The sequence below is a fragment of the Variovorax boronicumulans genome (assembly GCF_030812215.1).
In the GTDB taxonomy this organism is placed as follows: domain Bacteria; phylum Pseudomonadota; class Gammaproteobacteria; order Burkholderiales; family Burkholderiaceae_C; genus Variovorax; species Variovorax boronicumulans_C.
Window position 1 is genome coordinate 130,586 of record NZ_JAUSSG010000001.1, and the last position, 19,747, is coordinate 150,332.

Sequence of the window (19,747 nt, forward strand, 5' to 3'; positions counted from 1 at the left end):
TGAAAGCACCCAGATAAAGCGATCGAGCGGCGCTAGACTGTTCAGGAATTCACGAACAATCGCGGTAACACCTCCATGGACCGCATCGACCTGCTCAAGGTCTTTCTCAGCGTCGCCGAAACCGGCAGCTTCACCCGTGCGGCCGACCGCCTCGCGCTGCCGCGCGCCGCCATCTCCACGGCGGTGCAGCAGCTCGAAGCGCGGCTGGGTTCGCGCCTCCTGCACCGGACCACGCGGCGCGTCGGCCTCACGCCCGACGGCGAAGCGCTGCTGGAGCGCGCCCGCGCGCTCGTCACCGACATGGAGGACATCGAGCAGCAGTTCCTGCCGGCACACAGCAACGTGAGCGGGCGGCTCAAGGTCGATGTGCCGAGCCGCATCGCGCGGCTACTCATCGCGCCGGCGCTGCCGGATTTCTTCGCGCGCTTCCCGGCCATCGAGCTGGAGCTGGGTTCGAGCGACCGCGCGGTGGACCTCGTGCTCGAAGGCGTCGATTGCGCCCTGCGCGTCGGGCCGCTGGCCAGCAGCAGCCTGGTGGCTCGGCCGCTCGGGCACTTCACGCTGATCAACTGCGCGAGCCCCGCCTATCTCGCGCGCCACGGCACGCCGCAAACGCCGGCCGATCTGCCCGCGCACATCGCGGTCAACTACGCCTCACCGACCAGCGGCCGCGCCGCGCCGTGGGAATGGCAGCACGATGGCGAGACCGCAACCCTGCGAATGCGCAGCCAGGTAGCCGCCAACAATGCCGAGACCTACATCGCCTGCGCGCTGGCGGGGCTGGGGCTGATCCAGATCCCGGCTTATGACGTGCGCGGGCACCTCGCGGCCGGCGAGCTGGTCGAGGTGCTGCCAGAGACGCGCGCCGAGCCGCTGCCGGTGCAACTGGTGTACCCGCACCGGCGCAACCTCTCGCGGCGGATGCAGGCTTTTGCCGGATGGCTCGAGACGCTGCTCGCCGAATCGCTCGACAAGCCTGTCAGCGCTCGCTCTTCGCCCGGCCGTAAGGCACGGTCTTGAGGAGGTGGAACTCGCCGTCGCGCAGTTCATGGAACTCGACCACGTCCCTGCCGTTTTCGCGGTCCATGGTGCCCGCCTGAACCAGCAGCCGGCTTGACAGCCGGTAGATAAGCTCCTGCCCATCCTCCTTCTCGAACTCCGGCTTCAGCGGATAGACGCTCATGACCGCGCCGGGCATCGGTATGGCGCGCCCGGTCGACGCATCGATCACCGCGCCGACGTTGCAGCCACCGGTGCCGCAGCCCCAACGCGCCACGATGTAGCGGCCGGCGAACTCTGGCTTGCCGTTGGCGATGGCGTCTCGCAAACGCGTGCGGTAGGAGCGGGAGAACTCGTCGTCCATCACCAGCGGGTGATTGCGCCCGGTGTACGGCGCCTCGGCCGGGTAGTCCTTGAACTGAGGCGTGGCCGGCGGCGTTTGCGCGCTGACGGCAGCGGCATGCAACAGGACGGCCGCCAGAGCAGCGCCAAGAATCTTCTTCATTCGACTCCTCCTTCTTTCCGGCTGGCACCGCGCTCGCGCACGAATGCCACGAAGCGTGCGAGCGCCGGGTTGTTCGCACCCTCGGGCCAGACCAGGCTGGTCTCGCACACCGGGAGCGCGGGAGCGCTGCGGCGCCGGGCGGCCGGAGCGAATTCTGCGGCACGGCGGTAAACCACCCCAGCGCGCCGGAACTGCGTGACGCTCTCCGGCACCCACGCCACGCCGATGTCTCCGGAAACGAGGTTGACGATGGTCTGCATCTGGATCGCCTCCTGCGCGAGCTGCGGCACGCGGCCCGCCACGTGGTAGAGCCCGAAGATCGCGTCGTGCAGCGAAGGCACGATGCGGCGCGGAAAGATCACCAGCGGCTCGGCCAGCACGTCGGCCAGCAGCAGCTTCTCCGTGCGGGCCAGCGCATGCCGGGCCGGCAGCGCGAGCACCAGCGGCTCCTCGGACACGGCCAGCCGCGTGAGCCCCGGCGGCGCCGCACCGGGCGAATGCAGCATCAGCCCGGCATCGATCTCGCCGCGCGCGAAGGCTTCGAGCTGCACGTCGCCGGTGGCCTCGACCAGTTCGAGCGCCACCTCGGGGCACAGCACGCGGAATTCGCGCACCCAGGCCGGCAGTTGCTCGAAACCGACCGTCGAGACGAAGGCGATGCGCACGCGCCCCACCTGCCCCGCCGCCGCGGCGCGCGCGCGGGCCGGCAGCGCCTGTGCGCGCGCCAGCAGCTCGCGCACATCGGGCAGCAGCGCCTCGCCGGCGGGCGTGAGTGCCACGCGTCTTCGGGTGCGGTCGAACAGCACGACGCCCAGCGTCTTCTCGAGCTGGGCGATGGCCTGCGTCACCGGCGGCTGGGTCATGTGCAGGCGCAGGGCGGCGCGGCCGAAGTGCAGCTCTTCCGCCACGGCGACGAACTGGCGCCAGGCCCGCAGGTCGATCAATGCTTCATTCATATGCTGAGCATATCAATGCGGGTATGAAATTGGATTGGAACCAATCAATCAGAAGTCCGATACTTGGCGTCCCCGATCTCCCCACGATAGAAGAGACACCATGGACACCAAGCCAATCCAGATCAACCGCCGCAGCGCCAACATCGTCGAAGGCAAGAGCCGCGCCCCCAACCGCTCGATGTTCTACGCCATGGGCTACGAAGAGAGCGACTTCAAGAAGCCGATGGTCGGCGTCGCCAACGGCCACAGCACCATCACCCCCTGCAACTCGGGCCTGCAGAAGCTGGCCGACGCGGCCATCGCGGGCATCGAGGAAGCCGGCGGCAACGCGCAGGTGTTCGGCACGCCCACCATCTCCGACGGCATGGCCATGGGCACCGAGGGCATGAAGTACTCGCTCGTGAGCCGCGAGGTGATTTCCGACTGCATCGAGACCTGCGTCGGCGGCCAGTGGATGGACGGCGTGCTGGTGGTCGGCGGCTGCGACAAGAACATGCCCGGCGGCCTCATGGGCATGCTGCGCGCCAACGTGCCGGCCATCTACGTCTACGGCGGCACGATCCTCCCCGGCCGCTACAAGGGGCAAGACCTGAACATCGTGAGCGTGTTCGAAGCCGTGGGCCAGAACGCCGCCGGCAACATGAGCGACGAAGACCTGCACGAGATCGAGAAGCGCGCCATTCCCGGCACGGGCTCCTGCGGCGGCATGTACACGGCCAACACGATGTCGAGTGCATTCGAGGCGCTGGGCATCTCGCTGCCCTACTCGTCGACCATGGCGAACCCGCACGACGAGAAGGCCAACTCGGCCAAGGAATCGGCCAAGGTGCTGATCGAGGCGATCAAGAAAGACCTGAAGCCGCGCGACATCGTGACCAAGAAGGCCATCGAGAACGCCGTGGCCGTGATCATGGCCACGGGCGGCTCGACCAACGCGGTGCTGCACTTCCTGGCGATCGCGCACACGGCCGGCGTCGAATGGTCGATCGACGACTTCGAGCGCATCCGCAAGAAGGTGCCGGTGATCTGCGACCTGAAGCCCTCGGGCAAGTACCTCGCGGTCGACCTGCACAAGGCCGGCGGCATTCCGCAGGTCATGAAGGTGCTGCTGAACGCGGGCCTGCTGCACGGCGACTGCATCACCATCAGCGGCCAGACGATTGCCGAAGTGCTCAAGGACGTGCCCGACGTGCCGCGCGCCGACCAGGACGTGATCCGCCCGATCGACAAGCCGATGTACGACGAAGGCCACCTGGCCATCCTGAAGGGCAACCTGTCGCCCGAAGGCGCGGTCGCCAAGATCACGGGCCTGAAGAACCCGGTCATCACCGGCCCGGCGCGCGTGTTCGACGACGAACAGTCGGCGCTCAAGGCCATCCTGGACGGCAAGATCAAGGCCGGTGACGTGATGGTGCTGCGCTACCTCGGCCCCAAGGGCGGACCGGGCATGCCGGAAATGCTCGCGCCCACGGGCGCGCTGATCGGTGCGGGCCTGGGCGAAAGCGTCGGCCTGATCACCGACGGCCGCTTCTCGGGCGGCACCTGGGGCATGGTGGTCGGCCACGTGGCGCCCGAAGCGGCGGCCGGCGGCACGATCGCGTTCGTGAACGAAGGCGACTCGATCACCATCGACGCGCACAAGCTGCAGCTCGAACTCCACGTGCCCGAAGCCGAGCTGGCCAAGCGCCGCGAAGGCTGGAAGGCGCCTGCTCCGCGCTACACGCGCGGCGTGCAGGCCAAGTTCGCGTTCAACGCATCGAGCGCGAGCTCGGGCGCTGTGCTCGACAAGTTCTGAGCCTCGGCATTCAGGCCGTGGCAGCCGGCGGCTGCCACGGTTTCGCCACGTCCTCGTAGCCGAGGGATTTCGGGCGCAGGCGCCGCAGCAATCCGTCGAAGCCTTCGAAGCACAGCAGCTCGCGCGGCGGACCGCGGTCCAGGTCGTCCACGACCAGCACGGCCGGGTCGTCCGCGGTGCGGCCGCGATAGTCGAGCATGACCACCCTGCCGTGGTCGGCCTCCAGCACCACGAGCTGTTGCGGCTCCTCGAAGCTCGCCTTCCATGGCGTTTCACCGGGCGGGAACACGATGCGGTCCGACAGCTCGGCGAGGCTCGCGAGGTGCTCCATCGGCATCAGGTAGCGCAGGGCCTCGGTGTAAGGCTGTTCCTCGCTGTCGGCGATGTCGACCCAGCGGCACGAGACGCCGCCACCGTTCTTCACGCGCCACAGCGCCACGAGCGCGCTCGGCAGCCGCACGCCCAGCCGCGCCTCGGTCTGCGCAATCAGCGCGTCGTCGGCCAGCAGCTGCGGTTCCGAACCGTCCTTGCGCTGCACCGCATTGAGATAGAAGAAATGGGGCTGCGCCTCGCCCCAGAACATCGGCGTGCGCAGCGCCTCGGGCGCGTCGCCGAGCGGTGGGCCGAGATCGCGCGCGACGGTTCGCGCCCCGCCGCGATGCGGGCGCTCGCGGCGCAGCGCCGCGAAGAAATCGTCGAAGTTCTCGAAGGCGACGTCGACCGGCTCCACGCCAGGCTGCTTGCCGAAGTCCACGATCAGCACCCGCGCCTGCGGCCCGCGCGTGTAGTCGAGCAGGGTCATGTCGCCATAACGGGCCTGCAGCACGACCAGCTTGTCAGCGCCGGCCGGCACGTCCTCGGGTTCATGCGTGAAGTCTTCGTAGTGTTCGGCCACTGTGCGCAGCTTGTCCAGCGCCGCGAGGCTCGAATAGTCGATGGAGAAAGCGCCGCGCCAGTCGTCGTAGAAGGGACCGGCATCGGCCTTCAGCGGCACGTACAGCCAGCCCACGTAGCCGCCGTTCATCCGGCCATACAACTGGCGCAGCGTATCGGGGAGGCGGAAACCCAGCCTCGCCTCGGTGGCCGCGATCATTTCCTCGCTCGCCGCGAACGGCGGCTTCTCGACCGTCGTGCCGCGCTGCGCGAGCGCTTCCCGCGCGGCGTTGGTTCGCCAGTAGGCGGGAGAGGCGAAGAAGTTGTCGGGGCGCAACGGCGCCGGGTCGATGTCGAGTTCGGGTTCGCCATCGGGCGATGAGGCGGCGGCCGGCGCTTCGTGCGCCGCGGACGGTGCCGCGACCTCCAGCCGGATGATCACTGCGCTCACGACGACCGCCACCACGAACAGTGTCGCGGCCCACCGGAAGTCGGCACCAGAGAGCGCGGCGATCGGCGCGGCGGGTGCCAGCAGCATGCTCAGGCCCAGCCCCAGCAGATAGAACACGCCCGCCACCACTGCCTGGATCGGCAGCGTCACGAGCACCGACAGCGCGATCCGCCGTACCCCGCCAAGCCGCCATGCCTGCACCCCGGCGGTCCACTTGCCTAGCGCATAGAGCACGGTGAAGAGCGGGGTCGCCAGCAGCACGATCCATGGCGACCGATGCAGCCAGCCGGCCGCGCCCATGGCCAGCACGATCAGCAGGCCCATGGCGATCCGCAGGACGGGCGCGAGCCCTTTCGATGAAATGCGCTTGGACATCGTCGATCTCCCCTCTCTTGAACGGCCGCGGTGCATGCGGCGCGCTGTGGGGAGTTTCACACACGGGCCCGGGTCAGCCCATCAACCACGCGCCACTGCCGAAGGCGATGAACCCCAGTCCGACGATGCCCAGGATGCTGCGGGACTCGAAGGGCATGGCTGGTGGAAAGCTCTGCACCACGAAGTGAAGCAGCGCGCCGGTGCCGATGGTCATGAACCCGGCGCCGAGGCCTTTCAGGAAGTTCTCGCCGGGGTAGAGAAAGCACACGGCGAAGCCCGCGAGGAACACCACGTTGGCCAGCACCGTGCCACGCGTGCGCCATCGCTTTTGCGAGGGCGTGGCCTCGGGTTCCTTCTTCCATGCATTGGATGCAGGGCGCCCTTCCTTGATCGCCATGCCGGTGAAGAACAGGCCGAACATCGTCGGAAAACCGCCGAAGAGGCCGAGCCCCCAGACGATGCCCCACATGTTCTGGAAATCGGCCACCAGGGCCTGCGCCGGATCGGCCGGCTTGTAGCGCACGTCGACCGGGTCGCCCGGTTCCTTGTCGGAAAGCCCGCCACCGAGCCCCTTCACGCGGCGCGCCTGCCCATCGGATGCGGTGTATTCGACGACGGGGGCACGGGTGACCGTCGTTCGGCCCTTGTCGTCCTTGCTGCGCTCTTCCACGAATTCGAGCAGCCGCCCCTGCAAGAGGACCGTGTCGGCAATCGATTGATACCGCTGCCAGCCGACCGTCACGGCGCCGTAGAGGCCCGCGCAGCCGATCAGCAGCGCCCCGACGCCGACACCCCAGAAGAACTTCTTGCGCCAGCCCACGAGCGCGCCGATGGCCGGCCCCACGAAGAGGGAGAGCCCGAAGACGAGCAGTGCGTGGGTGGCGGCTTCGTCATCCATGGCGCGCTTTCTTTCGAAATGCGGCGCGGGACGGTGGTGCCGGGGAGCGGCTAGGCGCTCAGCGGCGCGGGCGCTGGCCGTTGCTGGTCGGCAGGCCCATGTTGGACTTCTGGCGATCGATGCGCGCTTGCTTGCGGCGGTTTTCGCGCTCGATCACCTTGCGCTTGGTGTAGCCCGACGAATCGGCCCAGGCCCACCACGCGACGGCCAGTGCGAACGGCGACAGCACAATCCACCAACTCCAGCCGGCGACCATGCCGACTTCGAAATACTTGAGGGCCAGGCTCAGCAGGCCCAACAGCAGAAACCACATCGCGAATCCCTCCGGGTTGTTGTCAACGCATCCGGACGCCGGCGGGCGGCGCTACCTACAATCGCGTTGGCATCGAATGTAACCCAGCCCTTACGAAATAAATCCCCCCATGAAAAGAGTTCTGTTCGCCGCAGCCCTGGGCCTTGGCCTTGGCCTCGCGGCGCCCGCCTTTGCCGACCTGGCCCTGGCCACGTCGAAGAACTGCATGAGCTGCCACGCGGTCGACCGCAAGGTGCTCGGCCCGTCTTTCAAGGACGTGGCCACGAAATACAAGGACGACAAGGGCGCCGTTGACGCCCTCGCCACCAAGATCGTGAAGGGTGGCTCCGGCGTGTGGGGACCGGTGCCGATGCCAGCGAACAACCAGGTCAGCGAAGCCGACGCGAAGAAGCTGGCAGCTTGGATTCTTGCAACGCCGCGCTGAAGCGGCTCAACCCTGAGGATTGATGTCGGCCGGAACCACCACCGGCCGGCGCTCGATGCGGTCCTCGAGCTGGCCGATGTGCGCGGCCAATGTGTTGTCGGTCTGCTCGGAGCGCACCCGCACCGCCGTCTCGAGTTGGTCGATGCGCGCCACCAGGGCCGCATGCCGGTCGGCGTTGTGCGCCATGTGCTTGTTCTCCTGCGCCTCGAGGAAATTGCGCAGCTCGGTGAAGCGCGAGGCCTCGGCCTTGTCGGCGAGGTCGCGCTGGACCTGCATTTCCTTCGTGTGGCGCTTGGTGTCCAGCAACACCGAGCTGTGCAGGTACAGCACGTAGACCAGGAAGAAGGCGGCCAGCACGACCGTGAGGCCCAGCATGATCAGCCCCAGCGGCGCCGAGACGGTCATGAAGCCCAGCCACACATCGGTGGGGGCCGACAGCGTCCCCCAGTTCAATGCGGCGAGCGCTGCGATCAGCAGCACGATGACGAACAGGAAAGCGGATCTCACGCCCATGGGGGGCCTCCTCTGAAAAGATCGAACACAACAACCGGCGCCGCACGCGTCGAGGCGCGCGGCAACGGGTTGGTTTTACCTCAGGCAAAGGGCCCGTCCGGCGCTGCCGGACGGAGAGACGGCCACGTCCTACAGGCGTTCTGACAACTGTTCGAGGATCGCGGGATTTTCCAGCGTCGAGGTGTCCTGCGTGATCGCCTCGCCCTTGGCGATGCTGCGCAGTAAGCGCCGCATGATCTTGCCGCTGCGCGTCTTGGGCAGGTTGTCCCCGAAGCGGATGTCCTTGGGCTTGGCGATGGGCCCGATTTCCTTGGCCACCCAGTTGCGCAGTTCGTTGGCGATCTGCTTGGCTTCCTCACCCGTCGGCCGTGCGCGCTTGAGCACCACGAAGGCGCAGACAGCTTCACCGGTCACATCGTCGGGGCGCCCCACCACCGCGGCTTCGGCCACGAGGTCGGTCTTGGACACCAGCGCCGATTCGATTTCCATCGTGCCCAGGCGATGGCCCGACACGTTCAGCACGTCGTCGATGCGGCCGGTGATGCGGAAGTAGCCGCGGTCCTCGCTGCGCACCGCACCATCGCCGGCCAGGTAGATCGTGCCGCCCATCTCTTCCGGGAAATAGCTCTTCTTGAAGCGCTCGGGGTCGTTCCAGATCGTGCGGATCATCGAGGGCCACGGCCGCTTGATGACCAGCATGCCGCCCGCGCCGTTGGGCAGGTCCTTGCCGGTCTCGTCGACGATCGCGGCCATGATGCCCGGCAGCGGCAGCGTGCACGAACCCGGCACCAGCGGCGTCGCGCCCGGCAGCGGCGTGATGACGTGGCCACCGGTCTCGGTCTGCCAGAAGGTGTCGACGATCGGACACCTTTCGTGGCCGATATTGCGGTGGTACCACATCCATGCCTCGGGATTGATCGGCTCGCCGACCGAGCCGAGGATGCGCAGGCTGGTGAGGTCCCAGTTCTTCGGATGCACCTTCTCGTCGCCCTCGGCCGCCTTGATGAGCGAGCGGATGGCCGTCGGCGCCGTATAGAACACCGAAACCTTGTGTTTCTCGATCATCTGCCAGAAGCGGCCCGCGTGCGGGAAGGTCGGGATGCCCTCGAACACCACCTGCGTGGCGCCGGCCGCGAGCGGGCCGTAGGCGACGTAGGTGTGGCCGGTGATCCAGCCGATGTCGGCCGTGCACCAGAAAACGTCTTCGGGCTTGATGTCGAAGGTCCAGTCCATCGTGAGCTTGGCCCACAGCAGGTAGCCGCCGGTGGCGTGCTGCACGCCCTTGGGCTTGCCGGTGGAGCCCGAGGTGTAGAGGATGAACAGCGGGTGCTCGGCGTTCACCGGCACGGGCGGGCACTCGGTGCTCCGGCCCTTGAGCGCTTCGGTGAAGGTCTTGTCGCGGCCCTCGACGCGGTTCCACGCGGTGGGCGTGCGCTCGTAGACGAACACCGTCTTGATCGACTCGCAGCCGCCGAGCGCGATGCCGTCGTCCACGATGGCCTTGAGCGGCAGCTCCTTGCCGCCGCGCAGCTGGTAGTTGGCGGTGATGACGGCCACGGCGCCGGCATCGATGATCCGCTCCTGCAGCGCCTTCGCCGAGAAGCCGCCGAACACCACGCTGTGGGTGGCGCCGATGCGCGCACAGGCCTGCATGGCGATCACGCCCTCGACGGTCATCGGCATGTAGATGATGACGCGGTCGCCCTTCTGGATGCCTTCGGCCTTGAGCGCATTGGCGAACTGGCTCACGCGAGCGAGCAGCTCCTTGTAGGTGACGTTGGTGACGGTGCCGTCATCGGCTTCGAACACGATGGCGGTCTTGTTCTCGACGGGGGTGCCGATGTGCTTGTCCAGGCAATTGGCGCTGGCATTGAGCTCGCCGTCGCCGAACCACTCATAGAACGGGGCCTTCGACTCGTCGAGCGTCCGGGTGAAGGGCTTGGTCCACTGCAGGTTGCCCTTGGCCAGGCGGGTCCAGAACCCTTCGAAGTCCTGTTCGGCCTCCTTGCACAGCGCGTCGTAGGCGGCCATGCCGGAAATCCGGGCGCCTTCGGTGGCGCGGGCGTCGGGCGGGAACACGCGGTTCTCTACCAGCACGGATTCAATGTTTTTGGATGCGCTGCTCATTCTCTTTGTCTCCAGGGTGGATGCGGCCGTAATGTCGACGGGCGCACTTACGGGTCACTGACGCGTCCGATGTTAGTTCGCAGGGTTATCACGAGTGCGTCACGGGGGCACCCCTAAAATCGCCGGTCGTCCACAAACCCCCACCCGATGTCCGCTCCCGATCCTTTCGACCCCCTGAACCCGCCCGCCGCCCGTACCTATCCGATGGGCCCGTTGCCCCGGCTGATCTTTGCGAGCCGCTGGCTGCAACTGCCGCTGTACCTGGGCCTGATCGTGGCGCAGGCGGTGTACGTGGTGCACTTCCTGGTCGAGTTGCTGCACCTGGTCGAGGCCGCGTTCGGCAGCCAGACCGCGCTGCAGGCCCTCATCACCAGCATCGGCTACAAGACCACCGCGCCGGTCGGCACGCTCAACGAGACGGTGATCATGCTGGTGGTGCTGGCGCTGATCGACGTGGTGATGATCTCCAACCTGCTGATCATGGTGATCGTGGGCGGCTACGAGACCTTCGTGAGCCGCATGAACCTGGAAGGCCACCGCGATCAGCCCGAGTGGCTGAGCCACGTGAACGCCTCGGTGCTCAAGGTGAAACTGGCCACTGCCATCATCGGCATCAGCTCGATCCACCTCTTGAAGACCTTCATCAACGCGGACAACTACACCGACCGCGTGCTGATTGCGCAGACGGTGATCCACATCGCCTTCCTGTTCTCGGCCATGGCGATTGCCTACACCGACAAGCTGATGAACCAGGCGGCGGCCGCCGGCACCCGCCACTGATCGAGCGGGATCGCGCCACCCTGCCTCGCCTCAGCGGGGCGGCGGCAGGTCCCACGACGGCACTTCGGTGAAGCGCCTGGCCAGGAAGTCGAGCATCGTGCGCAGCGTGGCCGGCATGTGCTTGCGCGAGGTGTACACCGCGTACATGCCGACGACCTGCGGTTCGCAATCATCGAAGAGCGGCACCAGTTCACCGGACTGCACCAGCTCCGCCGTCAGGTAGGTCGGCAACATCGCGATGCCCGCCCCCGCCCGCGCAAGGCACATCAGGCTCGCGGCATCGTTGGCCGAGACGTTGCCGTTCACCGCTACCGACAGCGGCTCCCCATCCGACTTGCGGGTGAAATTCCAGAGGCTGTGGCCGAAGTACGAATGCGTGAGGCAGTTGCGCTGGGCCAGTTCGTCCACGCGCAGCGGCTTGCCGTGCTCTTTCAGGTAGGCAGGCGAGGCACAGACCACCGAGCGGCAGGTGGTGAGCCGGCGCGCAATCAGGTTGGGATCGATCTCCGCCGCCGTGCGAATCGCCAGGTCGATGCGCTCGTCCACCAGGTTCACGGTCCGGTCCAGCAGCACCAGGTCGACCGCCACGCCCGGATAGAGCCGCACGTAGTCCGCGATGGCATCGGCCAACTGCGCCTGCGCGAACGAGGTGCCGGTCGTGATGCGCAACTGGCCCTGCGGCGCCTCGGCCGGATGCCGCACCGCGGCCTGCATGTCGCCCGCGAGTTCGAGCACCTGGCGGCAGCGCGGCAGCAGTTCCTCGCCGGCAGCGGTGAGGCTCAGGCGGCGCGTGGTGCGATGCAGCAACCGTGCGCCGGTCCATTGTTCGAGTTCGGCCACGTAGCGCGTGACCACCGGGCGGGACATGTCGAGCTTCTCGGCCGCAGCCGACAGGCTGCCCGAATCCACCACGCTCACGAACACCCGCATTGCGTTCAATCGGTCCATTTGAACGATTTTAGGAATAAAGAAGCGCGGATTTCGAGGTATTTCTTTCGAAACCAGAAACCTAAGATGAGGTTCATCCCATCCACTTCCGACATTTTCTGGAGTCATTCATGAGCCACATCGCCATCATCGGCGCCACCGGACGCGCCGGCGGCCGCCTTCTCGAAGAAGCGCTTCGCCGCGGCCACACCGTGACCGCCATCGCACGCAAGGCCAGCGAAAAGCTGTCGGGCCGCGCCAATGTGAAGGCCGTGGACGTTGACGCACTCGACGCCCCCGCGCTCGAAAAAGCCCTGGCCGGCCACGACGCCGTGTTCAGCGCCGCGCACTTCGCCACCGTGCCGCCCGCTGCCATCATCGAGCCGGTCAAGCGCGCGGGCGTCAAGCGCCTGCTGGTGGTCGGCGGCGCCGGCAGCCTTTTCGCGGCGCCGGGCCTCAAGGTCATCGAGACGCCGAACTTCCCCGATGCGTACCGCGCCGAAGCCACCGCCGGCGGCGTGTTCCTCGATGCGCTGCGCAGCGAGAAGGAACTCGACTGGACCTTCCTGTCGCCCTCCGCCGAATTCGTCGAAGGCGAGCGCACCGGCAAGTTCCGCCTCGGCAAGGACGACCTGCTCGTGAGCGCCGAGGGCCGCAGCTGGATCACGTTCGAGGACTACGCGATCGCGTTCATCGACGAGCTCGAAAAGCCGGCGCATTCCCGCCAGCGCTACACCATCGGCTACTGATCGGCCTGCAATAAAAAAGGACCCTCGCGGGTCCTTTTTTCACGGGCGGGTCGGATCAACGACCGGTCATGTTCTCCGGCACCACCCACTGGTCGAACTGCTCGGCCGTCAGGTGCCCCGAGGCGATCGCCGCTTCGCGCAGGCTCGTGCCTTCCTTGTGCGCCTTCTTGGCGATGTAGGCCGACTTGTCATAGCCGATGTGCGTATTCAGCGCCGTCACCAGCATCAGCGAGCGCTGAACCAGCTCGGTGATGCGTTCGCGATTCGGCTCGATGCCCACGGCGCAGTGGTCGTTGAAGCTCACCATGCCGTCGGCCAAGAGGCGCACGCTCTGCAGGAAGTTGTGGGCCACCATCGGGCGAAACACGTTCAGCTCGAAGTTGCCCGAGGCGCCGCCGATGTTGATGGCGACGTCGTTGCCGAACACCTGCGCGGCCAGCATCGTGACGGCCTCGCTCTGCGTCGGGTTGACCTTGCCCGGCATGATCGACGAGCCCGGTTCGTTCTCGGGAATGCTCAGCTCGCCGATGCCGCTGCGCGGGCCGCTCGCGAGCCAGCGCACATCGTTGGCGATCTTGTTCATGCTGGCCGCGAGCGTCTTGAGCGCGCCGTGGGCGTGCACCAGCGCATCGACACTGGCCATGGCTTCGAACTTGTTCGGTGCGGTCACGAACGGCAGGCCGGTGAGCTTTGCCAGTTCGGCTGCCACCTGTTCTGCATAGCCCTTCGGCGCATTGAGGCCGGTGCCCACGGCCGTGCCGCCCAGCGCCAACTCGCTCAGGTGCGGCAGCGCGGCGCGCACATGCGCCTCGCCATGCGCGAGTTGTGCGACATAGCCCGAGAACTCCTGGCCCAGCGTGAGGGGCGTGGCGTCCTGCAGGTGGGTGCGGCCGATCTTCACGATGTCGGCGAAGTCCCTGGACTTCTGCTCCAGCGTGCCGCGCAGCTTGGCGATGGCGGGCAGCAGCTTGTGCGTGATGGCCTCGACGGCGGCCACGTGCATGGCGGTCGGGAACACGTCGTTGCTCGACTGGCTGCGGTTCACGTCGTCGTTCGGGTGCACGAGGCGCCCTTCCCCGCGCTCGCCGCCGAGGATTTCGCTCGCGCGGTTGGCCAGTACCTCGTTGACGTTCATGTTGGTCTGCGTGCCCGAGCCGGTCTGCCAGACCACCAGCGGGAATTCGCCCGGGTGCTTGCCGGCGATGACTTCGTCGGCCGCGGCCACGATGGCGTTGGTCTTCTTCTCGTCCTGCAAGCCCAGCGCGTGGTTCACCACGGCCGATGCGCGCTTGACCTGCGCCAGCGCCTTGATGATCTCGCGCGGCTGCTGCTCGCCGGAGATGTCGAAGTTCTGCAGCGAGCGCTGCGTTTGCGCGCCCCACAGCTTGTCGGCCGGCACGTCGATCGGACCGAACGTATCGCGCTCGGCGCGGGTCTTGGGGGAAGTCGTCATGAGAAAAAGCTCCGCAGTCTTGGATGGTTGCGCCGCCTGGTCGGGCGCGGGCCAGAGTATCGGCCAATAAGAATAGCTCGCATCTGACGGGGCCATTGGGCCGCCGCCGGCATGACGGTACGCCTGCTGCCTTGACTCGCGTCATGCAAAAAAGTTATGATCAGCAGCTTCAGACGATCAACAAGTCATGTTGGTTGCCCCTGCACTACTCGCGGATCTACGAATCCCGTCGCGGTGCAAGGTTCTCTCCGCCGGGCCTGCCCGGCAAACCGGCCGGATCTTTCCGGCCCCACTGCCACGCCACCTTTCGGCGGGCACTGGTTTCGTCGCCACGTCGTCCTCAGTGCCTGTCGGCAGCCCAAAAAGCTCGCCGGGCCATTGCACGCGTCTTCTTCACGCGCTCTCTGTTCGGGCAGCCCATCGGCTGATGGCGTGACCGTTGCCGTCCCGTGCTTTTGGGGGACGGTGCTGTGTCCAACCTTTCAACAAGGAGCCCCGGCATATGGCCAAAGGAATTCTCATCGACCATGTCTTCAAGGTGTTCGGCGATTCGCCCGAGCACGCCCTCGAACTGGTCCGGCAAGGTTTTTCGAAAAAGGAAATCCTCGCGCAGACGGGCCAGTCGATCGGCGTGTTCGACGCCACCTTCGAGATCCAGGCCGGCGAGATCTTCGTGATCATGGGCCTCTCGGGCTCGGGCAAATCGACGCTGGTGCGCCTCTTGAACCGGTTGATCGAGCCGACCGCCGGGCGCATCGTGATCGACGGCGCGGACATCAACGAGCACTCCGACGCCAGGCTGCGTGCGCTGCGCCGCAAGGACATCAGCATGGTGTTCCAGTCGTTCGCGCTGATGCCGCACATGACGGTGCGCGAGAACACCGCCTTCGGCCTCGAGCTCTCGGGCACGAACAAGAAGGAGCGCCTCGCGCAAGCCGACAAGGCGCTCGCGCAGGTGGGCCTCGCGGGCTGGGGCGACAGCTACCCCGACGAACTTTCCGGCGGCATGCAGCAGCGCGTGGGCCTGGCGCGCGCGCTGGCTTCGGACCCGTCGATCCTCTTGATGGACGAGGCCTTCTCCGCGCTCGATCCGATCATCCGCACCGAGATGCAGTCGGAGCTGCTGCGCCTGCAGCAGGAGCAGCGCCGCACCATCGTCTTCATCTCGCACGACCTGGACGAGGCCATGCGCATCGGCGATCGCATCGCGATCATGAAAGACGGCCAGGTGATCCAGGTCGGCACGCCGGACGAGATCCTGCGCAGCCCCGCCGACGACTACGTTCGCAGCTTCGTGCGCGGCGTGGACGCGGCCGCCGTGTTCAAGGCCGCGGACATCGCGCGCAAGTCGCTCACCGTCGTGTGCGAGCACCCCGAGCGCGGTGCGCGCGCGGCGCTCAAGCTGCTGGAAGACCAGGACCGCGACTTCGCCTACGTGACCAGCCCGAACAAGCGCTTCCTTGGCGTGGTGTCGGCAGACACGCTGCGCGGCGCGCTCGACGGGCATTCGGGTCCGCTGGGGCTGCAGCACGCGTTTCTCGCCGACCTGCCGCGCATCGACGCGGAGGCGCCGGTGGCCGGCCTGATCGGCCAGCTCGCGCAGGCGCCGTGCGCGCTGCCGGTGGTGGCGGGCGACGGCCGCTTCTGCGGCGCGATCAGCAAGACGACGCTGCTCAAGTTCCTGGACCGCGAAACGCCGCCGATCGAGCCCGTCTCGCCCCACGCCGCCCCCGCACTCGCCGCCGAGCCGCACTGAATCACGAAGGACCCTGAACGATGAACGACACCACGCTTCCTTCTTCCGACATGAACGCGCCCGACCTGGGCGCCGCTTTGAACACGCCCCCCGTCCCGGCCCCCGCTTTTGTCGATCCGTGGGAGGCGCTTTCGGCCGCCCCCGACACCTCCGCCACCAGCGCCTGGCTCGATGCCCCGGTGAACGCGGCGCATCAGCTCGCCGGACAGGCCGACAGCGCCGCCAGCGGCTTCCAACTGCACCGCCTCTGGGACGGCTCGCTCCCCGTCGAATCCTGGATCAACCAGGGCCTCGGCTGGGTGGTCGAGCATTTCCGCCCCTTCTTCCAGACGGTGCGCCTGCCCATCGACAGCACACTGAACTGGGTGCAGGGCCTGCTGACCGGCCTGCCGACGCTCGCGATGATCGCGCTCATCGGCCTCTTCGCCTGGCAGTTCGCGGGCCGCGCGCTTGCCATCGGCACCACGGTCGCGCTGCTGCTCGTGGCGATGCTGGGCATCTGGCCCGAGGCGATGGTCACGCTGTCGCTGGTGCTGACCTCGCTGGTCTTCTGCATGATCATCGGCCTGCCACTGGGCGTGCTGCTGGCCAGCAGCGACCGGGCCCAGCGGATCATGCGGCCCGTGCTCGACGCGATGCAGACCACGCCGGCCTTCGTGTACCTCGTGCCGGTGGTGATGCTGTTCGGCATCGGCAACGTGCCGGGCGTGATCGTGACGATCATCTTCGCGCTGGCTCCGCTGGTGCGCCTGACGAACCTGGGCCTGCGCCAGGTCCGGCCCGACCTGATCGAGGCCGCGCGCGCCTACGGCGCCTCGCCCTGGCAGATGCTGGTGAAGGTGCAGTTGCCGCTGGCCATGCCGTCGATCATGGCGGGCATCAACCAGGCGCTGATGCTGTCGCTGTCGATGGTGGTGATCGCTTCGATGATCGCCGTGGGCGGCCTCGGCCAGATGGTGCTGCGCGGCATCGGGCGGCTGGACATGGGCCTCGCGACCGTGGGGGGCCTGGGCATCGTGCTGCTGGCGATTTCGCTCGACCGGCTGACGCAGGCGATGGGCAAATCGCGCCGCAGCGCGGGACGGCGCTGGTGGCACACCGGACCGGCCGGCTTCTCGCTGCGCGTGCTGCAGCGCTTGCTAGGCACGCCGTCGCGGGGTGCGAACGCGCCTGTTCCCGCCCTGTCCACGCAAACGCAATGACCCACCACGGAGTAATTCAACGCATGAAGAAAACAAGTTTCATCGCGCGCAGCCTTCTGGCCTTGGGCTTCGTCGCCTTCGGCATGGCCGCACAGGCCGCTGGCGACCTGCCCGGCAAGGGCGTCACCGTGCAGCCGCTCAAGAGCTCGCTCGCCGAAGAAGCCTTCCAGACACTGCTGGTGATGCGCGCGCTCGAAAAGCTCGGCTACACCGTCGAGCCGATGAAGGACCTGGAGCCGGCCACCGAGCACCTGGCGATTGCCAACGGCGACGCCACCTTCATGGCCAACCACTGGAGCCTGCTGCACGCCGATTTCTACAAGAACAGCGGCGGCGACGCGAAGCTCTCGCGCACCGGCGTGTACTCGGACGGTGCGGTGCAGGGCTACCTCATCGACCGCAAGACGGCCGAGCAATACAACATCACCAACATCGCGCAGCTGAAGGACCCGGCGATTGCCAAGCTCTTCGACGCGGACGGCGACGGCAAGGCCGACCTCACGGGCTGCAACCCCGGCTGGGGCTGCGAACTGGCCATCGAGAACCACCTGACCGCCTACAAGCTGCGCGACACCGTCAGCCACAAGCAGGGCAGCTATGCCGCGCTGATGGCCGACACCATCGCCCGCTTCAAGCAGGACAAACCGGTGCTGTACTACACGTGGACGCCCTACTGGGTGAGCGCCGTGCTGCGCCCCGGCGCGGACGTGGTGTGGCTGCAGGTGCCCTTCTCGTCCTCGCAGGAAGGCGGCAATGTCGACACGCAGCTGCCCAATGGCAAAAACTATGGCTTCCAGGCCAACCGGGAGCAGATCGTCGCGAACAGGGCCTTCGTCGAGAAGAACCCGGCGGCGGGCAAGCTGTTCGAGGTGATGAAGCTGCCCATTGGCGACATCAATGCCCAGAACTTGCGCATGAGCGAGGGTGCCAACACGCAGCAGGATGTGGAGCGGCATGCGGACGGCTGGATCCGGGTGCACCAGGCCCTGTTCGACGGCTGGATCGCCGAGGCGAGGGCTGCGGCGAGGTAACTGGCGGCGGCTGAGATAATCGGGGGGCGTTTTCCCGTGTTTCCCACTACAAAAAGCCCCCCACCATGACGACCACGATCCAGCAGGCCGACCTGATCGAATCGATCAGCGCCGCGCTGCAGTACATCAGCTACTACCACCCCGCCGACTACATCGCCCACCTGGCCAAGGCCTACGAGCGCGAACAGAGCCCCGCCGCCAAGGACGCCATCGCGCAGATCCTCACCAACAGCAAGATGAGCGCCACGGGCCACCGCCCGATCTGCCAGGACACCGGCATCGTCAACGTGTTCCTCAAGGTGGGCATGGACGTGCGCTGGGGCGGCTTCACCGGTTCGCTGGACGACGCCGTCAACGAAGGCGTGCGCCGCGGCTACAACCACCCCGACAACACGCTGCGCGCCTCGGTCGTGGCCGATCCGCAGTTCGACCGCAAGAACACCAAGGACAACACGCCCGCGGTGATCTTCACCGAGATCGTGCCGGGCAACACCGTCGAGGTGACGGTCGCGGCCAAGGGCGGCGGCAGCGAGAACAAGAGCAAGCTCGTGATGCTGAACCCAGGCGACAGCGTGGTCGACTGGGTCTTGAAGACCGTGCCCACCATGGGCGCCGGCTGGTGCCCGCCCGGCATGCTGGGCATCGGCATCGGCGGCACCGCCGAGAAGGCCGCGCTCATGGCCAAGGAAAGCCTGATGGACGACCTCGACATGCACGAGCTGCAGGCCAAGAAGGCCTCGGGCGCAGAGCTCACCAAGGTCGAGGCGCTGCGCATCGAGCTGTACGAGAAGGTCAATGCGCTCGGTATCGGCGCGCAGGGCCTGGGAGGCCTCGCCACCGTGCTGGACATCAAGATCAAGATGTACCCGACCCACGCGGCCAGCAAGCCCGTGGCGATGATCCCCAACTGCGCGGCCACCCGCCACGCGCATTTCGTGATGGACGGCAGCGGCGCGGTGTACCTCGATCCGCCGTCGCTGGACCTCTGGCCCGACGTGAACTGGGCGCCCGACGAGAAGAAGAGCAAGCGCGTGGACCTCGACAAGCTCACGCCCGCCGAAGTGGCGAGCTGGAAGCCCGGCGACACGCTGCTCCTGAACGGCAAGATGCTCACCGGCCGCGACGCCGCGCACAAGCGCATCCAGGGCATGCTGGCCAAGGGCGAGAAGCTGCCGGTGGACTTCACCAACCGCGTCATCTACTACGTCGGCCCGGTCGATCCGGTGGGCGACGAAGCCGTGGGCCCCGCGGGCCCGACCACCGCCACGCGCATGGACGGCTTCACCGAGATGATGCTGGCCGAGACCGGCCTCATCGCCATGATCGGCAAGGCCGAGCGCGGCCCGGTCGCCATAGAGGCGATCAAGAAGCACAAGAGCGCCTACCTCATGGCCGTGGGCGGCGCCGCCTACCTGGTGAGCAAGGCGATCAAGACCGCCAAGGTGGTGGGCTTCGAGGACCTGGGCATGGAAGCGATCTACGAATTCGACGTGGTCGACATGCCGGTGACGGTGGCGGTCGACGCGGGCGGCACCAGCGCGCACATCACCGGCCCGGCCGAGTGGCAGAAGCGCATCGCCAGCGGCGAGTTCAAGACCATCATGATGGAAGAGGCCTGAG

18 protein-coding genes are annotated in these 19,747 nt (G+C 67.1%); 9 read left to right on the forward strand and 9 right to left on the reverse strand.

The window, feature by feature from the left end:
• Nucleotides 1-75: 75 nt before the first annotated feature.
• Complete coding sequence (locus J2W23_RS00660; RefSeq protein WP_307647311.1) at nt 76-1,020, forward strand: LysR family transcriptional regulator; 945 nt, start codon at nt 76-78, stop codon at nt 1,018-1,020.
• Here J2W23_RS00660 and J2W23_RS00665 read toward each other — a convergent pair.
• Complete coding sequence (locus J2W23_RS00665) at nt 980-1,504, reverse strand: hypothetical protein (protein WP_307647312.1); 525 nt, start codon at nt 1,502-1,504, stop codon at nt 980-982. The genes J2W23_RS00660 and J2W23_RS00665 overlap by 41 nt on opposite strands.
• Nucleotides 1,501-2,460, reverse strand: coding sequence for a LysR family transcriptional regulator (locus J2W23_RS00670; protein ID WP_307647313.1), 960 nt, complete (start codon nt 2,458-2,460; stop codon nt 1,501-1,503). The genes J2W23_RS00665 and J2W23_RS00670 overlap by 4 nt, the downstream gene beginning before the upstream one ends.
• 100 nt (nt 2,461-2,560) lie before the next feature.
• Here J2W23_RS00670 and ilvD point away from each other — a divergent pair, with 100 nt between their 5' ends.
• The gene (gene ilvD / locus J2W23_RS00675) at nt 2,561-4,255 is read left to right on the forward strand and encodes a dihydroxy-acid dehydratase (protein WP_307647314.1); all 1,695 of its coding nucleotides are present in this window, start codon (nt 2,561-2,563) and stop codon (nt 4,253-4,255) included.
• Nucleotides 4,256-4,265: 10 nt separating this feature from the next.
• Here the strand turns inward: ilvD and J2W23_RS00680 are convergent, their stop codons facing one another.
• The 3 genes from J2W23_RS00680 to J2W23_RS00690 form a co-directional block, all read right to left on the reverse strand.
• Nucleotides 4,266-5,954, reverse strand: coding sequence for an SMI1/KNR4 family protein (locus tag J2W23_RS00680; RefSeq protein ID WP_307647315.1), 1,689 nt, complete (start codon nt 5,952-5,954; stop codon nt 4,266-4,268).
• 73 nt (nt 5,955-6,027) lie between these two features.
• Nucleotides 6,028-6,852 (reverse strand): DUF3592 domain-containing protein, encoded by an 825-nt coding sequence (locus J2W23_RS00685; protein ID WP_307647316.1) that lies wholly within the window; start codon nt 6,850-6,852, stop codon nt 6,028-6,030.
• A 58-nt stretch (nt 6,853-6,910) separates the two neighbouring features.
• Nucleotides 6,911-7,165, reverse strand: coding sequence for a TIGR04438 family Trp-rich protein (locus J2W23_RS00690; RefSeq protein WP_176657909.1), 255 nt, complete (start codon nt 7,163-7,165; stop codon nt 6,911-6,913).
• Between the two features lie 109 nt (nt 7,166-7,274).
• Here J2W23_RS00690 and J2W23_RS00695 point away from each other — a divergent pair, with 109 nt between their 5' ends.
• Nucleotides 7,275-7,589 carry a c-type cytochrome gene (locus J2W23_RS00695; RefSeq protein WP_307647317.1) on the forward strand — a complete coding sequence of 105 codons (315 nt, stop codon included), beginning with the start codon at nt 7,275-7,277 and terminating at the stop codon, nt 7,587-7,589.
• Nucleotides 7,590-7,595: 6 nt separating this feature from the next.
• Here the strand turns inward: J2W23_RS00695 and J2W23_RS00700 are convergent, their stop codons facing one another.
• Nucleotides 7,596-8,102 (reverse strand): LapA family protein, encoded by a 507-nt coding sequence (locus J2W23_RS00700; RefSeq protein WP_307645042.1) that lies wholly within the window; start codon nt 8,100-8,102, stop codon nt 7,596-7,598.
• A gap of 129 nt (nt 8,103-8,231) precedes the next feature.
• Complete coding sequence (acs, locus tag J2W23_RS00705) at nt 8,232-10,229, reverse strand: acetate--CoA ligase (protein WP_307647318.1); 1,998 nt, start codon at nt 10,227-10,229, stop codon at nt 8,232-8,234.
• 147 nt (nt 10,230-10,376) lie between these two features.
• On the opposite strand from acs, the gene J2W23_RS00710 reads away from it, so the two are divergent.
• Nucleotides 10,377-11,009: a YqhA family protein gene (locus J2W23_RS00710; RefSeq protein WP_176657913.1), complete on the forward strand. Its 633-nt coding sequence runs from the start codon at nt 10,377-10,379 to the stop codon at nt 11,007-11,009.
• A gap of 30 nt (nt 11,010-11,039) precedes the next feature.
• On the opposite strand, the gene J2W23_RS00715 is transcribed toward J2W23_RS00710, so the two are convergent.
• Nucleotides 11,040-11,957, reverse strand: coding sequence for a LysR family transcriptional regulator (locus tag J2W23_RS00715; protein WP_307647319.1), 918 nt, complete (start codon nt 11,955-11,957; stop codon nt 11,040-11,042).
• A 110-nt stretch (nt 11,958-12,067) separates the two neighbouring features.
• Here J2W23_RS00715 and J2W23_RS00720 point away from each other — a divergent pair, with 110 nt between their 5' ends.
• Nucleotides 12,068-12,685: an NAD(P)-dependent oxidoreductase gene (locus J2W23_RS00720; RefSeq protein ID WP_307647320.1), complete on the forward strand. Its 618-nt coding sequence runs from the start codon at nt 12,068-12,070 to the stop codon at nt 12,683-12,685.
• A gap of 55 nt (nt 12,686-12,740) precedes the next feature.
• On the opposite strand, the gene fumC is transcribed toward J2W23_RS00720, so the two are convergent.
• Nucleotides 12,741-14,138 (reverse strand): class II fumarate hydratase, encoded by a 1,398-nt coding sequence (fumC, locus tag J2W23_RS00725; protein WP_176657916.1) that lies wholly within the window; start codon nt 14,136-14,138, stop codon nt 12,741-12,743.
• 502 nt (nt 14,139-14,640) lie between these two features.
• On the opposite strand from fumC, the gene proV reads away from it, so the two are divergent.
• The 4 genes from proV (at nt 14,641) to J2W23_RS00745 (ending at nt 19,746) form a co-directional block, all read left to right on the forward strand.
• Nucleotides 14,641-15,894 carry a glycine betaine/L-proline ABC transporter ATP-binding protein ProV gene (gene proV / locus J2W23_RS00730; protein WP_307647321.1) on the forward strand — a complete coding sequence of 418 codons (1,254 nt, stop codon included), beginning with the start codon at nt 14,641-14,643 and terminating at the stop codon, nt 15,892-15,894.
• A 20-nt stretch (nt 15,895-15,914) separates the two neighbouring features.
• Nucleotides 15,915-17,096: a glycine betaine/L-proline ABC transporter permease ProW gene (gene proW, locus J2W23_RS00735; protein ID WP_307647322.1), complete on the forward strand. Its 1,182-nt coding sequence runs from the start codon at nt 15,915-15,917 to the stop codon at nt 17,094-17,096.
• A 23-nt stretch (nt 17,097-17,119) separates the two neighbouring features.
• Nucleotides 17,120-18,127: a glycine betaine/L-proline ABC transporter substrate-binding protein ProX gene (proX, locus tag J2W23_RS00740; protein ID WP_307647323.1), complete on the forward strand. Its 1,008-nt coding sequence runs from the start codon at nt 17,120-17,122 to the stop codon at nt 18,125-18,127.
• A 65-nt stretch (nt 18,128-18,192) separates the two neighbouring features.
• Nucleotides 18,193-19,746 (forward strand): fumarate hydratase, encoded by a 1,554-nt coding sequence (locus J2W23_RS00745; RefSeq protein ID WP_307647324.1) that lies wholly within the window; start codon nt 18,193-18,195, stop codon nt 19,744-19,746.
• Nucleotide 19,747 lies beyond the last annotated feature (1 nt).

What these genes read in the sequence shown, in the direction of transcription:
- J2W23_RS00680 (WP_307647315.1), bottom strand. Translation starts at nt 5,954, where the DNA reads ATGTCCAAGCGCATTTCATCGAAAGGGCTCGCGCCCGTCCTGCGGATC.
- fumC (WP_176657916.1), bottom strand. Translation starts at nt 14,138, where the DNA reads ATGACGACTTCCCCCAAGACCCGCGCCGAGCGCGATACGTTCGGTCCG.
- J2W23_RS00685 (WP_307647316.1), bottom strand. Translation starts at nt 6,852, where the DNA reads ATGGATGACGAAGCCGCCACCCACGCACTGCTCGTCTTCGGGCTCTCC.
- proX (WP_307647323.1), top strand. Translation starts at nt 17,120, where the DNA reads ATGAAGAAAACAAGTTTCATCGCGCGCAGCCTTCTGGCCTTGGGCTTC.
- proW (WP_307647322.1), top strand. Translation starts at nt 15,915, where the DNA reads ATGAACGACACCACGCTTCCTTCTTCCGACATGAACGCGCCCGACCTG.
- J2W23_RS00660 (WP_307647311.1), top strand. Translation starts at nt 76, where the DNA reads ATGGACCGCATCGACCTGCTCAAGGTCTTTCTCAGCGTCGCCGAAACC.
- J2W23_RS00715 (WP_307647319.1), bottom strand. Translation starts at nt 11,957, where the DNA reads ATGGACCGATTGAACGCAATGCGGGTGTTCGTGAGCGTGGTGGATTCG.
- acs (WP_307647318.1), bottom strand. Translation starts at nt 10,229, where the DNA reads ATGAGCAGCGCATCCAAAAACATTGAATCCGTGCTGGTAGAGAACCGC.
- J2W23_RS00695 (WP_307647317.1), top strand. Translation starts at nt 7,275, where the DNA reads ATGAAAAGAGTTCTGTTCGCCGCAGCCCTGGGCCTTGGCCTTGGCCTC.
- J2W23_RS00745 (WP_307647324.1), top strand. Translation starts at nt 18,193, where the DNA reads ATGACGACCACGATCCAGCAGGCCGACCTGATCGAATCGATCAGCGCC.
- ilvD (WP_307647314.1), top strand. Translation starts at nt 2,561, where the DNA reads ATGGACACCAAGCCAATCCAGATCAACCGCCGCAGCGCCAACATCGTC.
- J2W23_RS00700 (WP_307645042.1), bottom strand. Translation starts at nt 8,102, where the DNA reads ATGGGCGTGAGATCCGCTTTCCTGTTCGTCATCGTGCTGCTGATCGCA.
- proV (WP_307647321.1), top strand. Translation starts at nt 14,641, where the DNA reads ATGGCCAAAGGAATTCTCATCGACCATGTCTTCAAGGTGTTCGGCGAT.
- J2W23_RS00720 (WP_307647320.1), top strand. Translation starts at nt 12,068, where the DNA reads ATGAGCCACATCGCCATCATCGGCGCCACCGGACGCGCCGGCGGCCGC.
- J2W23_RS00710 (WP_176657913.1), top strand. Translation starts at nt 10,377, where the DNA reads ATGTCCGCTCCCGATCCTTTCGACCCCCTGAACCCGCCCGCCGCCCGT.
- J2W23_RS00665 (WP_307647312.1), bottom strand. Translation starts at nt 1,504, where the DNA reads ATGAAGAAGATTCTTGGCGCTGCTCTGGCGGCCGTCCTGTTGCATGCC.
- J2W23_RS00670 (WP_307647313.1), bottom strand. Translation starts at nt 2,460, where the DNA reads ATGAATGAAGCATTGATCGACCTGCGGGCCTGGCGCCAGTTCGTCGCC.
- J2W23_RS00690 (WP_176657909.1), bottom strand. Translation starts at nt 7,165, where the DNA reads ATGTGGTTTCTGCTGTTGGGCCTGCTGAGCCTGGCCCTCAAGTATTTC.